This window comes from Caballeronia sp. LZ034LL (genome assembly GCF_031451215.1).
Taxonomy (GTDB): domain Bacteria; phylum Pseudomonadota; class Gammaproteobacteria; order Burkholderiales; family Burkholderiaceae; genus Caballeronia.
Window position 1 is genome coordinate 1,177,884 of the sequence record NZ_JARUXR010000003.1, and the last position, 15,729, is coordinate 1,193,612.

Annotated in this window: 12 protein-coding genes; 11 read left to right on the forward strand and 1 reads right to left on the reverse strand. The window is 59.5% G+C overall.

Annotated elements, in window-relative coordinates; all coding sequences use genetic code 11:
• Nucleotides 1–51 precede the first annotated feature (51 nt).
• From QCE83_RS26520 to QCE83_RS35175, 11 genes are all read left to right on the forward strand, one after another.
• The gene (locus QCE83_RS26520) at nucleotides 52–900 is read left to right on the forward strand and encodes a LysR substrate-binding domain-containing protein (RefSeq protein WP_309818308.1); all 849 of its coding nucleotides are present in this window, start codon (nucleotides 52–54) and stop codon (nucleotides 898–900) included.
• A 272-nt stretch (nucleotides 901–1,172) separates the two neighbouring features.
• Entirely contained in the window at nucleotides 1,173–3,446 is a 2,274-nt protein-coding gene (locus QCE83_RS26525) for a type VI secretion system tip protein TssI/VgrG (protein WP_309818310.1), read from the forward strand.
• 10 nt (nucleotides 3,447–3,456) lie between these two features.
• Nucleotides 3,457–4,827, forward strand: coding sequence for a hypothetical protein (locus tag QCE83_RS26530; protein ID WP_309818312.1), 1,371 nt, complete (start codon nucleotides 3,457–3,459; stop codon nucleotides 4,825–4,827).
• A complete protein-coding gene (locus tag QCE83_RS26535; protein ID WP_309818314.1) occupies nucleotides 4,824–9,167 on the forward strand; it encodes an RHS repeat-associated core domain-containing protein in 4,344 nt (1,447 codons plus the stop codon). The genes QCE83_RS26530 and QCE83_RS26535 overlap by 4 nt, the downstream gene beginning before the upstream one ends.
• Nucleotides 9,168–9,171: 4 nt before the next feature.
• On the forward strand, nucleotides 9,172–9,627 hold the full coding sequence (locus QCE83_RS26540; RefSeq protein ID WP_309818316.1) for an SUKH-3 domain-containing protein: 456 nt from the start codon (nucleotides 9,172–9,174) through the stop codon (nucleotides 9,625–9,627).
• Between the two features lie 170 nt (nucleotides 9,628–9,797).
• A complete protein-coding gene (locus QCE83_RS26545; RefSeq protein WP_309818318.1) occupies nucleotides 9,798–10,805 on the forward strand; it encodes an RHS repeat-associated core domain-containing protein in 1,008 nt (335 codons plus the stop codon).
• 67 nt (nucleotides 10,806–10,872) lie between these two features.
• Nucleotides 10,873–11,172, forward strand: a complete 300-nt coding sequence (locus QCE83_RS26550) for a hypothetical protein (RefSeq protein ID WP_309818320.1) — start codon at nucleotides 10,873–10,875, stop codon at nucleotides 11,170–11,172.
• The gene (locus QCE83_RS26555) at nucleotides 11,173–11,499 is read left to right on the forward strand and encodes a hypothetical protein (RefSeq protein ID WP_309818323.1); all 327 of its coding nucleotides are present in this window, start codon (nucleotides 11,173–11,175) and stop codon (nucleotides 11,497–11,499) included.
• Between the two features lie 106 nt (nucleotides 11,500–11,605).
• Nucleotides 11,606–12,046, forward strand: a complete 441-nt coding sequence (locus QCE83_RS26560) for a hypothetical protein (protein ID WP_309818325.1) — start codon at nucleotides 11,606–11,608, stop codon at nucleotides 12,044–12,046.
• A complete protein-coding gene (locus QCE83_RS26565; protein ID WP_309818327.1) occupies nucleotides 12,006–12,500 on the forward strand; it encodes a hypothetical protein in 495 nt (164 codons plus the stop codon). The genes QCE83_RS26560 and QCE83_RS26565 overlap by 41 nt, the downstream gene beginning before the upstream one ends.
• Nucleotides 12,501–12,640: 140 nt before the next feature.
• Nucleotides 12,641–13,150, forward strand: a complete 510-nt coding sequence (locus QCE83_RS35175; protein ID WP_404985627.1) for a hypothetical protein — start codon at nucleotides 12,641–12,643, stop codon at nucleotides 13,148–13,150.
• Nucleotides 13,151–13,408: 258 nt separating this feature from the next.
• On the opposite strand, the gene metE is transcribed toward QCE83_RS35175, so the two are convergent.
• Nucleotides 13,409–15,703 carry a 5-methyltetrahydropteroyltriglutamate--homocysteine S-methyltransferase gene (gene metE / locus QCE83_RS26580; RefSeq protein ID WP_309818334.1) on the reverse strand — a complete coding sequence of 765 codons (2,295 nt, stop codon included), beginning with the start codon at nucleotides 15,701–15,703 and terminating at the stop codon, nucleotides 13,409–13,411.
• Between the last annotated feature and the right edge of the window lie 26 nt (nucleotides 15,704–15,729).

Here is a 15,729-nt window from a genome sequence, read left to right on the forward strand (position 1 = left end):
GGCGTTGATAGACCTTGGTTCGAGACTCTTCGTCTCGTCAATGGAACGAAAATGGACCTGATCGCACTCGTGGACTTCAATGCCGTCGCTTTGCACGGTGGTTTCGGCCCTGCGGCGCGCCAGACCGGACGGCCGAAGGCCACGCTGTCGCGGCATGTCGCCGAACTGGAGCAGAGCCTGGGCGTGCGGCTGATCGAGCGCGGCGCACGCACGCTGCGCCTCACCGAAGAGGGCCGCGCGCTGCATGAACGGACGCGCGGCCTGCTGGCCGAGATCGACGACGCCGGGGAAGCGCTCGTCGCGCGCGCCCCTGTGCCGCGCGGACGATTGCGCGTGAGCGCGCCGATCGTTTTTTCGCACGTGATGTTGCCGGGCATCGCGTCGCGCTTCGCGCGGGACTATCCACAGGTCGAGCTGGAGATCGTTGCCGAGGATCGCGTGGCGGATCCCGTGCAGGACGGCTATGACCTCGTGATCCGCGTCAATCCGGATGCCGATGAATTGCTCGTCGGACGGTGTGTTGCCACTGACCGGCGTGCGCTGGTTGCGCCGCGCGACTTTGCAGCGGATGCGGGCGCGGCGACGCTGCCTGCGGTCGTGCTGGCGCGCACGGCGAACGAGGTGTGGCGGATCGAGGATCCGGATGGCGGCACGCGAGAGATCACGCCTGAACCGGTGTTGCGGCTGTCGTCGCTGCTGATGGCGCGCGAAGCCGTGCTCGCGGGCGCGGGTGCGGCGTTGCTGCCGGGCATGCTCGTCGAAGCCGACGTGGCGGCGGGCCGCCTTCAACTGCTCGGATACGAGGCGGGGCCGAACGTGGAGCTTTGGGCGCTCTACAGTTCGCGACGTCTGTTGAGCGCGAAGGTCCGCGCGTTCGTCGACATGTTGAATGCGGGTTAAGACGCTTGAATTCGCGTCTTGCGAGCAACGTTGTCGGGTTTTGGATTTTTTAAAACAGCTTGATCCGAATTAATGATGCTTGTCGGCATTAATTAATTCGGATGCCTGTTCTTGACAGAGTGCGCCCTTCGAAGAATTAGGAAATATCGCGTTATATCGCAGGCACTCGCGAAGATAAATTGACAGTCGGTTGAATACGCAATCCGCGTGTTCCGCTTCAGATCGATTGTCGAGGTTTCATCGTGTCGAATGCCGGGTTACAGAATAGTGGAATGCTCGAGCGCAGCGCGGCGGACATCGCCGGGAGCGCGCTCGGCTCGAAGCGCACGATTACCTTGAGCGGGGCCGCGCTGCCCGTCGCGGGAACCGGTGAACCGGCGTTGCGCTTGCGGTCGATCGAGGGCGAGGAAGTGCTTTCCCGGCTGTATGCGTACACCATCAAGTGCGCCACGCCGCTCGATTCCGTGATGCCCGGTCAGGCAGCGGCGAACCTCGACCGGAACGCAATGATCGGCAAGGAACTGACCGTGTCCATCGAACTGGAGGGCATGGGGCTCGGCAGCGTGGTCAATATCGGCGCGGGCGTGCGCGAGATCAGCGGCCTCGTCACGCATGCGGACTACGTGGGCCAGTCCGACCGTCAGAGCCTCTATCGGCTCGTCCTGCAACCCTGGCTGGTGCTGCTCGAACAGCGCTCCGACTACCGGATCTTCCAGCGCAAGACCGTGGTGGAGATAATCGAGGAGGTGTTCGAGAACTACCTGTACTCGTATGAAATGCGGCTGTCCGAATCCTATCCGGTGCTGGACTACCAGGTTCAGTATGGTGAAACGGATTTCGCGTTCATCCAGCGGCTGATGGCGGAGCACGGCATCTACTGGTTCTTCGAGCACAGCCAGTCTTTCCATCGCATGGTGCTGGTGGATCAGGTCGGCGCGCATCGGCCTGTTCAGAGCCCGGCGTATCAGACGCTGAGGTACTTTCCTCCGGGGCACAAGACCGACGCCGAACACATCAGCAAGTTCGAAGTCAACGGCAGTCTGCAACCGGGGCGTGTCACCACCAATGATTTCGACTTCAAGAAGCCGCGCGCCACGCTGATCAAGCAAAACGAGCTGCCGCTGGAAACCGATCACAACCGTCTCGAGCGCTACGAATGGCCAGGCGACTACACCGATCCCTCACACGGTGAACAGTTTGCGCGCTTGCGCATGGAAGAGTGGCGCGCGCAGGGAGAACGCGCTTCCGGCTCGGGCAACGTGCGCGATATCGTCTGCGGCACGACCTTCAAGCTCGAAGGCTTTCCGCACGAAGCGGCGAACCGGGAATATCTGGTCATCGAATCGCGGGTCGTCGCGTCCGAACCGGATCAGACCAGCAACTCGGGCCACTATCTGTTCGTGGCTTCGTTTGTGGTGCAGCCGGCGACGGTCGCGTTTCGGCCGTCGCGCAAGGACTATCCCAAGCCGCGCACCAGCGGCCCGCAGACCGCCATCGTCACGGGACCGGCAGGCCAGGAAATCTGGACGGATCAATACGGCCGGGTCAAGCTGAGCTTTCACTGGGACCGCTCGGGCGTGAAGGACCAGAACTCGTCGTGCTGGGTGCGCGTGTCGTATCCCTGGGCGGGCGGCGGCTATGGCGGCGTGAATATTCCGCGTATCGGCAGCGAGGTGATCGTCGACTTCGAAAACGGCGATCCGGACCGGCCGATCGTCGTGGGACGGGTCTATAACGCGGAGTCGATGCCGCCCTGGCCTCTGCCGGCCAACGCAACGCAAAGCGGAATGTTGTCCCGCTCGATGAAAGGGGGCGTCGAGACTGCGAACGGCATCCGCATGGAGGACAAGCAGGGCGGCGAGGAACTCTGGGTGCAGGCCCAGAAGGACATGAACACGACGGTCAAGAACAACGAAACGCACAAGGTTGCGGCGGATCGCGAGAAGTCGGTGGGCGGGAACGAGACTACGACAGTCACCGGCACCCGCACCGAGACCGTGACGAACGACGAGACCATCACCCTCAAAGCCAACCGCAAGCGCGAGGTGACGGCCAACGATACGTTGACCATTGGCGGGGATCAGAAGACCGACATCACCGGCAAGCAGACGCATACGGTCAGCAAGGACCGCACATCGACGGTGGTGGGGAAGGAAACCTTCACGGTGCACAAGGATCGCGAGGCCGAGGTTATCGGCGCGGAGCATGAAACCGTCCACCTGGCCAAGACCTCGGACTTTCTGAATAACCACACGGTGAACGTGACCGGTCATCAGAAGTTCGTTGTCGGGAACGGCCAGGAGGTCGAAGTCACCAATAACGTGCTGCTCACGTCCACGACGCAGATCAAGCTTCAGTGCGGCGCGTCCTGCATCACGATGATGCAGGACGGCACCATCACCATATCAGGCGTCAAGATCACCTCGACGGGCACGGACAGTCATGCGATCCACGGCTCGACCGTCACCTTCGACGGCTCGACCATCACCAGTAGCGCAACCGGCGAACACACGGTTCAGGGCGCCAAGCTGAAGCTCAATCCTTGATGCCGGCCTCATGCAAGACTGGAAACCCACCAACCCGGTAGAGCGCCGGCTGATGGCCGCGCATGAAGACTGGCTTCGCTTCGCCCACGACCCTTCTGCGCGGCTGCTCTACTGGCATGCCAATCCGGCCGACATCGAACTGCTGAAGACGTTCTTCCAGGGACAACGGGAACTGTCGAATGCCGTGCTGGAGTTGAGCGCGCCTTTCGAAGACGCGGATCAGTACGTCACTGCTCTGGCCGAAGAAGTCATCCGGTTCTATGACGCGCGTCGCGAAGGGTCCGCAAGGGCGGGGATTGTCGCGGACTGGCAGCCTCCCGTGCGCAACCGCGAGCCTGCTGCGGCTTATTTTCTCGCGCTGCTTGGCAGTCTGATGCGGCATCACCCGGATGTGTTTCCGGGCGTGGTGCTCGTGCTCGTTCCAGAGCGCATCAGCAAACTCAAGGCGTTCGCGGCATGTCTCGAGACGCTGTTGCTATTGCTGGAGGGCGCTTACGCCGATCTGTCCCGGCGGCTAAGGTTGACGCTCTACGGAACCGAGCCGACGTTCCTCGACGGCCTCGCGCAACGGCAAGCTCACGCCGTGCGCGTGATCCATGGACGCTATCAGATGGACGCGCTGCCTCGGGAACTCGCCGCGCAATCGGGCGAGCGTGGGACGTCGGGGCAGTTCAGGCGGCTGTTCGTCGAACTTTCGGAAAGCGTGTCGCATGAGGATCCCGCTCGCCTCGAACGCTTGCGCGGGGCGGCGCTTGCCGTGAGCAACGGCCGTCAATGGTTCGATCAGAGCGCGACCGTGCATCTGCTGGCCGGCGCGGCGTATCTCAAATGGGGCGATACCGAAAACGCGTTGCATGCCTATCGCGAAGCGGCTGCTTCCGGGCAGCAGGCGCGCGCCGTGGCGGCCCCCGCCGGAAACAAGCTCGTTCTCAACGGCTTGTTCGGCGAAGCGAGCGTGCATGTCATGGGCGAGCGCTATCTCGATGCAGCGCGTTGCTACGCGGGCGCGGCGCCGTATGCGCAGGCGGAGAACGACGCCATCATGCTGGTCGAGGCCTATCGGATGCAGGCATGGTGTCTCGATCGCAAACGCGAACGCGCGGCCGCGCTCGACGCGGGCTTCAACGCGCTGAACGCCGGCATGGGCATCGATCCGGCGTTGCGCGCGAACAGCAACCTGCAACTCGTGGTCGCCTGGATGCTGGCGCGGATCGACTGGCTGCACACGCGGCGCAGTCAACTGGAGGGCGCACTGCGGTCGCTTTATGGCACCGACTGGAAACAGGCGGTTCAGCCGCTGGAGCCCGCCGAAGTTTCGGCCCGCCTGATGGAACACGACGCCGACTGCAATAACGCAGGCACCGGGACGCAAGCGACATGACGATGCTGGCAGTGAACCACCTGACGCCAGTGGTCGGCATCGATGTGCATTGGGTCAATCTCCCGCCGTCGCCCGCGCCGGTTCCGCTGCCGCACCCGCACGTGGGCGTCGTGCTGGATCTGCGCGAGTACGCGAATGCTGCGCTGGCGGTCATGGGCAGCATCGTGTTCAGCTTCGTCGAGGAGCAGGTCGGCGGCGTGATGCAAAGCGATCTGGTTCAGTCCGGCCTGGGCGCCGTCGATGCCGTCATGAACAACGACGTCGTCAAAGGCGGCATGGACGCGCTGAAAGCGGCGAACGCGCTGCAGCGGAAGGTGAGCGATGCCTTGGGCGGCCGCGTCGGGTCGGGCGGCGGGGGCGCGCCGGTCACGATCAACGGCTTGCTGCGCGCGACCGCGGGCACGCACACGTTCCATGCACCGGGCCTGCACTTTCCGTTGGGCGCGGGCTTTGCCGCATCGGATGCACGGGGACCGTCGCAGGATGCGGAGTCGTTCATGGGCAGCCGCACCGTGCTGGCCAACGGCGACCCGATGTCGTTCGAGGCGCTGCCGGCGTTGAGCTGCTGGTGCGCGGGCATGCTGCCGATGTCGCACAACAGCGCGCATACCGAACGCAAGTACATGTCCTTGCCTACGGCCACGATGCTGCCCATTCCGGCCGATCGTCCCGTGCTGGTGGGCGGCCCGCCCGTGATGAACATGATGGCGATGGCGGCCGGACTGTTCAGGGCGTTTCGCGGCTCGGCGCTGGCCAAAAGGCTGTTCAAGAACTTCCCGTCGGGCTTCATCAAGTGCGTGATCTTCGACGCGGAGCCGGTCAACTCGATCACCGGTGAAGTGGTGGTGCAGCAGCACGATTTCACCATCGACGGGCGCTTGCCGCTGGTGTGGGATCGCTACTACGCGAGTCACGACGCCTTCCTGGGAACGCTGGGCCGCGGCTGGCGCAGTCCGGCCGACATTCGCGTGGACTTGCTGCGCGATGAGGAGCACGAGAAGGCGCAATACAGCGCGGCGGTCACGTTTGCCGATCACGCCACCGCGTTCGATCAAATGCCGCACGAAAGCGGATGGCCCGCGCGGACGCATGACCGCCAGCATGGTCATGCGCTTTATATCGAAGACGACGAACTGCGCATTCGTACGCGGGCGGGCCTCGAATACGCGTTCTTGCTGCCGGACGACTGGCACGCGCGCGTGCCGGTCGTGGACCGAGGGCAGACGCTGGGTTTGCCGTTATCCCGGATGGCCGACCTGAATGGCAACGCCTGGCATATCGAGCGGCGCACCGATGCGCTTCACCACGGCGTCTCGATGCGCTTCATCGAATACGCGGGAGGCCGTCCCACGGGGCGCGAGCTGCGTGCCGCTTCGGGAATCGTCGCGGGCTGTCTCGGGGCGCTCGCGCTGCACGATGCACAAGGCGGCGTGCATCCGCTGGTGACGTACCAGCAAGACGCGCTGGGCAACCTGGGCGCCGTGCTCGATGCGCACGACGCGCCCTACTGTTTCGAGTACGCGCAGCACCAGATGGTGAGGCATACCGATCGCAACGGCCTGTCGTTCTACTACAGCCACGCGATGCACGACGACGGCCAGTGGCGCGTGAGCCACGCATGGGGCGACGGCGGCCTGTACGACTACCACTTCGAGTACGACCTGGCGCATCTGGAGACGCGCTTCACGGATTCGCTGGGCCACCTCACGGTGCTGCAATACAACGAGCAGCAATGGCCGGTGGCGCGCATCGATGGTGCGGGCGGCGTGCGCAGCTATCAATACGATGGCGAAGGCCGCACGATTGCGGAGATCGACCCCGCGGGCAACGCAACGGAATGGGAATACGACGGGTATGGCAACCTGCTCGCGCACAGGCTGCCGGATCGCACGGTGGTGCAGACCGAGTATGACGAGCAGCATCGGCCGGTCGCGATCACCGATCCCGAAGGAGGCGTGTGGCGCCAGGTCTGGGATACGCGCGGCAATCTGCTCGAACAGGTGACCCCCTCGGGGTGCTCGAGCGCGTTCACTTATGACGCGCTTGGGCAGCTGACGCAAGTGGCGGACGCGGCGCGGCGTTGCACCAAGCTGAACTACGACGCGTATGGCTATCTGGCCAGTCTGACCGATGCACTGGGACGCGTCACGCACTTCGCTCACAATGCGCGCGGAAATCTGCTCCACCGTGAAGCGCCGGGCGAAGGAACAACCCGCTATGCATGGGACAAGAAGGACCGTCTGATTCTCTGCGATCTTCCCAGTGGGGCATGGGTGCGTTGCGAGTATGACGGCGAGGACAACCTCATCCGCTACGAAGACGAAGCGCGGCAGGAAACGCGCTTCACGTATTACGGACAGGGGCAGCTTCAGACGCGCACCGATCCGGACGGCAGCGTCACCCGCTATCACTACGATACGGAAGAACAGCTGATTGGCGTGAGCAATCCGCTTGGGCAGACCTGGCATTTGAAGCGCGATGCAGCGGGCCGGTTGATCGAGGAGATCGACTACTTCGGGCAGGCGCGCAGATATGGTTACGATCCGGCGGGGCACTTGACGCGCAAGGTAGATCCGCTCGGGCGCGTGTTGACCATCCGTTGCGATCCGTTGGGAAGGATCGTGAGTCGCATCGCGGAGAGCAGCGGTGAGGACGAGCACTACGCCTATAACAAACGCGGTCAGTTGATCGAAGCGCGCAATGCGCATGGGCTCGTTGAACGCGATTACGACCTCGACGGGCGGCTTACAAGCGAGACGCAGAAGCACGCCGATACGCTCGGTAGCTTGAGCTACCAGTACGATGCGGCGGGTCAGTTGCAGACGCAGCAGCGCGAGATGCGCGGCTTGAATGGCGACGTGTGTTATCGGCAGACGCTCAGCCATGAGTACGATGAGTCGGGATTGGCTCGCGCGCTGAGCATCGATACGCATGAGCCGATCCGCTTCACGCATGATCTGGCGAGCCGCTTGAGCGGGATCGAGTTCGCGCCCGGACTCGATCATACGTTCAGCTACGACAGCGCAGGGCGGCTCGCGCGACAGACCGCGCGGCGTGCGGGGCATCGCGAGACGCATATCGGCTATGAATATGACGTCAGTGGAAATCTGATCACTCGCAGCGATAGCCGGCTCGGGGTGGATCGGTATCGATACGATCCGCTGGGGAGAATCGTCGCGCATACGGATCCGGGGCAGCGCCTGCGTCGGTATGTGTATGACGCGCAAGGTGATCGCTTCTCGCAAGTGCGCGCGACCGAGCAGGGCCGTGAGTGGCACCATCCGGACGGCGCGCGCTGGTGGCTGGATGCGGCGGGGCAGCTGAGCGAGCGTACGCATCCTGCGCGGGGCGTCGAGCGGTTCACGTGGGACGTGTTCGGGCGCATGGTGGGTTTCGAGAACACCGCAAACGAGCGATGGGTGTATCGATATGACGCGCTCGGTCGGCGCATCGGCAAGCAGGCGGCGGATGTCAGGCCGGAAACGGGGCAGAGGCATCGCGATGAAGGGGCGCGGACCTGGTTCGTGTGGGACGGCGATGCGATGGCCGGTGAGGTGCGGCAGACGGCGCTTATCGAGAGTGAGGCGCGGTTTTATGTGTATCGGCAGGGTGGCTTCGAGCCACTCGCGATGCAGGTCGATGATGGGACTGGCAAGCGGATTTACTTCTATCAGAATGATCCGAATGGTGCGCCAGTCAGGCTAAGCAGCGCGGACGGTGACATCGTTTGGGAAACGCACTACAGTGTGTCGGGCGGGGTCGATTGGTGCGAAACGCGGAAGGTCGAGCAGGCGATTCGGTTGCAGGGGCAGTATTCCGATGACGAGTCGGGGCTGCATTACAACCGCTATCGGTATTTTGATCCGGGTACTGGGCAGTTCATTAGTCAGGATCCGATTGGATTGATTGGGGGCATCAACCCACACAGATTCGCGCCGAATATTTTTGGCTGGGTTGACCCGCTTGGTCTAACAGTCAATGCCTTAGAGCTTGCTCGAAGGAGAGCTGCGGAAGTCGCAGCAGGTGGTGGTTGGGTGCCGACCATGACAACCGCGGTCAGAAACACAAGGACTGGTGAGGTTTTCTATGGTCATAGCGGAACCCAACCAACAAATATTGCTTCTGTTCTTTCGTCAAGAATGCCCGCAAAAAGTTTGGAGCCGTGGGCCATTAATAACTGCGCCGAAATAGAAGCAATAAATAAAGCATTAAAATCAGGTTCTTCTGTTCACGACTTGGAGATGGCAACTGTCAGGACTAAGACTGGTAAGTCGGCGCCGAAATGCAAGAATTGCATTCAGACTTTTAAGGCGTGGGGCGTGAAAGTTTTAACAGAATGAAAAGATGAGCTATCATTTCAATTTGCAAGTCGAAAAGCTATTAAGAGAGAATGGCTGGCATCCCAATAGGAAAATTGATCCTGATGCATACTTTGCTACAATCTTAAAGCAAAGTGGATATCTCTATCATGATGCGGCTCGTGGTTTCCTCAAACAATTCGGGCATCTAAAGATCACTCACAAAGCATATTCATCTGAAGAATCAGATGAGTCAGTATTTAATCCGTTGGAACCGGCTGATTGGGTGGACTATAAATGGGTTGGTGAATTATACGAACCTCTGGCGATTGGTCGTTTGTGCGTAGTAGGTTATGGGTTCTCTGAGCACATGGCATTTTTTTTGTCAGAATCTGGGGCTCTATATGGAGGGTATGATAACTATTTCTGCTTAATTGGAGATTCTGTTGAGAGTGGTTTAGAAAATTTGTTTTTTGGTCACGACTTTCAGCAAATAAGCTAGCCTGAAGAGTTTTATCTGGCGTTTCGATAAAATACTGACGCCTCTGAAAGTATTATAGCGAAGAGTCGTTGATTGGATTGAGAGATAACGATCCATAGGGAAGGGCTGCACATGGCAGCCCTTTTGATTTATTCGGTGACAATGACAAGCCGCCCGTACTCAACGTAAGTTTGAGCGGGATCGAGTTCGCGCCGGGACTCGATCATGCGTTCAGCTACGACAGCGCGGGGCGGCTCGCGCGACAGACCGCGCGGCGGGCGGGGCGTCGCGAGACGCATATCGGGTATGAATATGACGTCAGCGGGAACCTGGTCACTCGCAGCGATAGCCGGCTGGGAGTGGATCGCTATCGGTACGATCCGCTGGGAAGAATCGTCGCGCATACGGATCCGGGGCAGCGGCTGCGTCGGTATGTGTATGACGCGCAAGGTGATCGGTTCTCGCAGGTGCGCGCGACCGAGCAGGGCCGTGAGTGGCACCATCCGGACGGTGCGCGCTGGTGGCTGGATGCGGCGGAGCAGCTGAGTGAGCGCACACATCCAGCGCGGGGCGTGGAGCGGTTCACGTGGGACGTGTTCGGGCGCATGGTGGGGTTCGAAAACACCGCAAACGAGCGATGGGTGTATCGATATGACGCGCTCGGTCGGCGTATCGGCAAGCAGGCGGCGGATGTCAGGCCGGAGACGGGGCAGAGGCATCGCGATGAAGGGGCGCGGACCTGGTTCCTGTGGGACGGCGATGCAATGGCCGGCGAGGTGCGGCGGTCGGCGCTCGGCGAGCGTGAAGCGCGGTTTTATGTGTATCGGCAGGATAGCTTTGAGCCCCTGGCGATGCAGGTCGATGATGGGGCCTGCAAGCGGATTTACTTTTATCAGAATGATCCGAATGGTGCGCCGGTCAGGTTAAGCAGCGCGGACGGTGACATCGTTTGGGAAACGCACTACAGTGTGTCGGGCGGGGCCGATTGGTGCGAAACGCGGAAGGTCGAGCAGGCGATTCGGTTGCAGGGGCAGTACTTTGATGAAGAGTCGGGGCTGCATTACAACCGGTATCGGTACTTTGATCCGGGCACTGGGCAGTTTATCTCGCAAGACCCGATTCGACTGCGGGGAGGGGGCAATCCATACCAATTTGCCCCAAACACAATTGCATGGAGTGACCCCCCTTGGCCTAATTAGAATATTTCGGGCAATGAAAAAACAGAATGGTAGTTTTATCTCCAGTCCGTTGTCAGGGTCTCCAAACATGAATCAGAAGGGCGCTAGAACAGAATTCAGCAACCCGAAGCATAACGACTTCAAAGATGTAATGAGCCCGGATGATATGGTAGGGCCGTCCACAACAGGAAAATGTGGTTTAAGCTCTAGTCAAATACCCAATGATCTGCGCGAAGGACAAGTAGACGCGGTGTTTGATACCAATAAACTGCCCGCAGGCTTGACATGGATAAATGACCATGACGATCATGTTTCGATCTATCCGGCAAGAGATATGAAATTCTCAGAGTATCAAACCTTGCTCAACGGCCTTGGCTGGGAGGGCTAAATGGATCCCAATCGATATCAAAGTGCGTTGATCGCCTTGAACGATATTTTGAAAAATTGGTCCACTGGATCGCAGGAAGTCGTGGACCTGTTCTTGATGAAATTGGTTGAAACTCAATGGCGGAGAGGATGTGTTTATAAACTGCTGATGGATTCGGGAAAAAATGACAAGCAAATTTCCGAGGAGGCCAATAATTACATAGACGATGTCGTGACAAGCGTTACGGGTTTCTGCTCGCTCGATTCAATAATGAGATTCCCTGATGAACCGACGGAATCGGATTCGATCTTGAAGTATGTGCGAGGAAATTCATGGCGAACTAAGTGAATACAACTGGTATCGGTACTTTGATCCGAACAGCGGCACCTTCATTTCATAAGATCCCATCGGGTTAAACGGTGCGGCGAATCCATATACTTATGCGCCTGATGTCTTGGGGTGGATTGATCCACTTGGATTAAAGAGACGAAGGAAGAACGGCAAGAAAAAAAAGAAATGCACACAGGAAATTTCACGCGGAGAACAGCCGAGCACCTCGGCTTTAGCAAAGGCGGAAGAAGCGAGAGATGAGCTTTTACGCAAGTATGGAAGGCGTTCTGCGACTTATACCGGTGGACATAAAGACGGTAAGATTACGAGCGGGCGATCTAGAAATCCAACTGGATGTGCGGAGGATGATGTGGCTCGCCAGTTAGGAGATGATGCTAACTCTACAAAGGCAAAGGGAAATCGGCGCAACAAAGAAACAGGAGAACTAGAAGTAGTTGAAATCCCTGTTTGCGTCCGATGTCAAGATAAGTATGGTAGAGGTCAATTTCCAGAAGATGTTGCATATGACAGCGGTGGAACTTGGGATGTCGAAAAGGCCTTATGAGGTAGAGATATCTAGAATAGATTGGAGTTGTTTCGATGACGTAACTGGAAGCGCCGAAAGTGTAGCATTGGCCTTGTACGAGTTTTTGAAAGACGATATTTCGAATGAAGAATTGGATGCAGCATATTGGAAAATTGAAAATCGTGTTGTCGTTCAGGGACAGTTATTCAGCTCCGCAATTCCTGTTACATCGGTGCTTGCTGCCAGCCTGCTTGAAAAGCATAGTTTTTCAGTCAAAGTAATGGTGTTCGAAATTCTGTATCAAATATTATCGGGATCAGATTTATCGGATGATAATAATGGTAAAAGTCCGATCCTCGAAGAATGCCATAGTATGGCAAGGGAAGGATTGTGGCTTTTATACCATGAGCTAAATGGTGCTCACGCTGAGGCCGCATTGGAAATATTGGATTTGCTAGAATTAGATAAAAATAGGCTTAATGCGTTCAGGTGATAAAAACTGATTGCATGCGAAAGTAAATCTATCTGATTCTTGAGGATGAGAACATCGAGCACATTGCGCGAACTGCTGCTCCCTGATCGGTCTTACTCGCGAACGTTAGACTGACCGACGATTACGACGCGGCGGGTCAGTTGCAGACGCAGCGGCGCGAGATGCGTGGCTTGGATGGCGACGTGTGTTACCGGCAGACGCTGAGCCATGAGTACGATGAGTCGGGATTGACTCGCACGCTGAGCATCGATACGCATGAGCCGATCCGCTTCACGCATGATCTGGCGAGTCGCTTGAGCGGGATCGAATTTGCGCCCGGACTCGATCATGCGTTCAGCTACGACAGCGCAGGGCGGCTCGCGCAACAGACCGCGCGGCGTGCGGGGCATCGCGAGACGCATATCGGGTATATGAATATGACGTCAGTGGAAACCTGGTCACTCGCAGCGATAGCCGGCTGGGAGTGGATCGCTATCGATACGATCCGCTCGGAAGAATCGTCGCGCATACGGATCCGAGGCAGCGGCTGCGCCGGTATGTGTATGACGCGCAAGGGAATCGGTTCTCGCAGGTGCGTGCGACCGAGCAGGGCCGTGAGTGGCACCATCCGGACGGCGCGCGCTGGTGGCTGGATGCGGCGGGGCAGCTGAGCGAGCGAACGCATCCTGCGCGCGGCGTGGAGCGCTTCACGTGGGACGTGTTCGGGCGGATGGTAGGGTTCGACATTCGCCTAAGGGTTAACGTTCCCCGCAGTTCAGATTAGTCGTGTAGTCCCTGCTCCAACCGCTCCATAAAATTACGCATATAAGAAAAGCTTTGAAGGCAGAGCGCGTGTTGGTTTGAGAGGTAGCCAACTAGGGATAGCGCCCCGCATAGGCGGGGCGCGCGTCCTGACGGCAGCTGTGAACTCACTTCAAAGAACCACGCAACGTCTCCGCCGCCGCGACCATATTCCTGAGCGCCGGAATAACCTCGTCCCACTGACGCGTCTTCAGTCCGCAATCCGGATTCACCCACAGCCGTTCCGCCGGAATCCGCTCTGCTGCCTTCCTCATCAGATTGACGATATGTTCCTGACTCGGAATGTTCGGCGAATGGATGTCGTACACACCTGGCCCGATCTGATTCGGATACTTGAAGTCATCGAAGGCATCCAGCAGTTCCATATCCGAACGTGACGTCTCGATGGTGATCACATCCGCATCCATGTCAGCGATCGAGGCGATGATGTCGTTGAACTCCGAGTAGCACATGTGCGTGTGAATCTGCGTTTCATCCTGCACGCCATTGGCCGTGATGCGGAACGATTCCACCGCCCAGCGCAGATACGCATTCCACTGCGCGCGCCGCAACGGCAAACCTTCGCGAAGCGCCGCTTCGTCGATCTGAATCACACGCACGCCGACCCTCTCGAGATCCAGGACTTCCTGACGGATCGCGAGCGCCAACTGTTGGCACGACACCGAGCGAGGTTGATCGTCACGTACGAAAGACCAGTTGAGGATCGTGACCGGACCAGTCAGCATGCCTTTCATCGGCTTGCTGGTCTGCGATGCCGCGTACCGCGTCCATTCCACCGTCATGGCCTTCGGACGGCTGATATCGCCGAACAGAATCGGCGGCTTGACGCAGCGGGATCCATACGACTGCACCCAGCCGAACTGACTGAACGCATAGCCATCCAGCTGCTCGCCGAAGTATTCGACCATGTCGTTGCGCTCGGCTTCGCCATGCACGAGCACGTCGAGCCCGAGCGCTTCCTGCTCGCGCACCGCGCGGGCGATTTCCTGCTCCATCGCCGCGCGATAGCCGACGTCGTCGAGTTCGCCGCGCTTGAACCGGCTGCGCGCCTGACGAATCTCGCCGGTTTGCGGGAACGATCCGATCGTCGTCGTCGGGAAGGCGGGCAGGCCGAGAATCGCGGCCTGCTTCTTCGCCCGTTCTTCATAGCCGTGTTGACGCTTGCCGAGCGTCGCGTCGATAGCTGCGATGGCCGCCTTCACCGCCGGGTTATTGACGCGCGGAGACCGACGCCGGCTCTCGATGCAGGCAGCGTTCGCGCCAAGCTCATCGGCGACGGATTCACGGCCATGATTCAATGCGCCGGCCAGCACCTCCAGTTCCCCGAGCTTCTGCAGCGCAAAAGCGAGCCACGACTTGATCTCGGCATCGAGTTGAGCTTCAGTAGTGAGGTCGACCGGCACATGAAGCAGCGAACAGGACGGCGCGATCCACAACCGATCGCCGAGTTGCTGATGCAGCGGTTCGAGCCAATCGAGGATCGCGTTCAGGTTGCTTTTCCAGATATTGCGTCCGTTGATCGCGCCGACGGACACCACCGCCGTGTCCGGCAGTTCAGCGACCGCGGCCTCGATTTCTTCACGTGCATTGATCGCGTCGATATGCAGCCCGTCGATCGGCAATTGGCTCGCGAGCGAAAGGTTCTCCTGCAACTGGCCGAAGTAAGTGGCGAGGAGCACTCGCACGCGTCGGGCGGACAGCGCATCGTAGGCAGTGACGAACGCAGCGCGCCATGCTTCGTCCAGTTCGGTGACGAGCGCCGGCTCGTCGATCTGCACCCAGTCCACACCTTGCGCCGCGAAATGATCGAGCAACGCGGCGTAGACCGGCAGGATGCGCGGCAGCAGTGCGAGTTTGTCGCTGTCGTCTTTCGCCTTGCCGAGCCACAGATACGTCACCGGCCCGATGATGACCGGCTTCACATTCACGCCCAGCGCGCGCGCCTGCGCAACCTGTTCGACCAGATGTGACGTATCGAGTTTGAAGTGCGTGTTCGCATCGAACTCAGGGACGATGTAGTGATAGTTGGTATCGAACCACTTGGTCATCTCGCCGGCGGCGACACCCGCGCAGCAGCCGGCGGGCGCTTCGGCACCCGCCGCCGAGCGGCCGCGCGCGACGCGGAAAGTGTTGTCCAGCGCGTCGCCGTGGAAGTCCCGCACGCGTTCGGGCAGATTGCCGAGCGTGAAGCTCATGTCGAGCACCTGATCGTAGAACGCGAAATCGCCGACGGGTACATAGTCCAGACGCGCCTGTTCTTTCCAGTGACGTTCACGCAACTGCGCGCCGGCCGCCTTGAGTTCATCGAGCGACGTTTCGTTCTTCCAGTACTTCTCGAGCGCGAACTTCAATTCGCGTCCGGCGCCGATGCGCGGAAAACCCAGGTTGTGTGTCGTGACCATCGCGGGTGTCGTCCCTGAAAGTGTGG

What these genes read in the sequence shown, in the direction of transcription:
- QCE83_RS26520 (WP_309818308.1), top strand. Translation starts at nt 52, where the DNA reads ATGGACCTGATCGCACTCGTGGACTTCAATGCCGTCGCTTTGCACGGT.
- QCE83_RS26525 (WP_309818310.1), top strand. Translation starts at nt 1,173, where the DNA reads ATGCTCGAGCGCAGCGCGGCGGACATCGCCGGGAGCGCGCTCGGCTCG.
- QCE83_RS26530 (WP_309818312.1), top strand. Translation starts at nt 3,457, where the DNA reads ATGCAAGACTGGAAACCCACCAACCCGGTAGAGCGCCGGCTGATGGCC.
- QCE83_RS26535 (WP_309818314.1), top strand. Translation starts at nt 4,824, where the DNA reads ATGACGATGCTGGCAGTGAACCACCTGACGCCAGTGGTCGGCATCGAT.
- QCE83_RS26540 (WP_309818316.1), top strand. Translation starts at nt 9,172, where the DNA reads ATGAGCTATCATTTCAATTTGCAAGTCGAAAAGCTATTAAGAGAGAAT.
- QCE83_RS26550 (WP_309818320.1), top strand. Translation starts at nt 10,873, where the DNA reads ATGAATCAGAAGGGCGCTAGAACAGAATTCAGCAACCCGAAGCATAAC.
- QCE83_RS26555 (WP_309818323.1), top strand. Translation starts at nt 11,173, where the DNA reads ATGGATCCCAATCGATATCAAAGTGCGTTGATCGCCTTGAACGATATT.
- QCE83_RS26565 (WP_309818327.1), top strand. Translation starts at nt 12,006, where the DNA reads ATGACAGCGGTGGAACTTGGGATGTCGAAAAGGCCTTATGAGGTAGAG.
- metE (WP_309818334.1), bottom strand. Translation starts at nt 15,703, where the DNA reads ATGGTCACGACACACAACCTGGGTTTTCCGCGCATCGGCGCCGGACGC.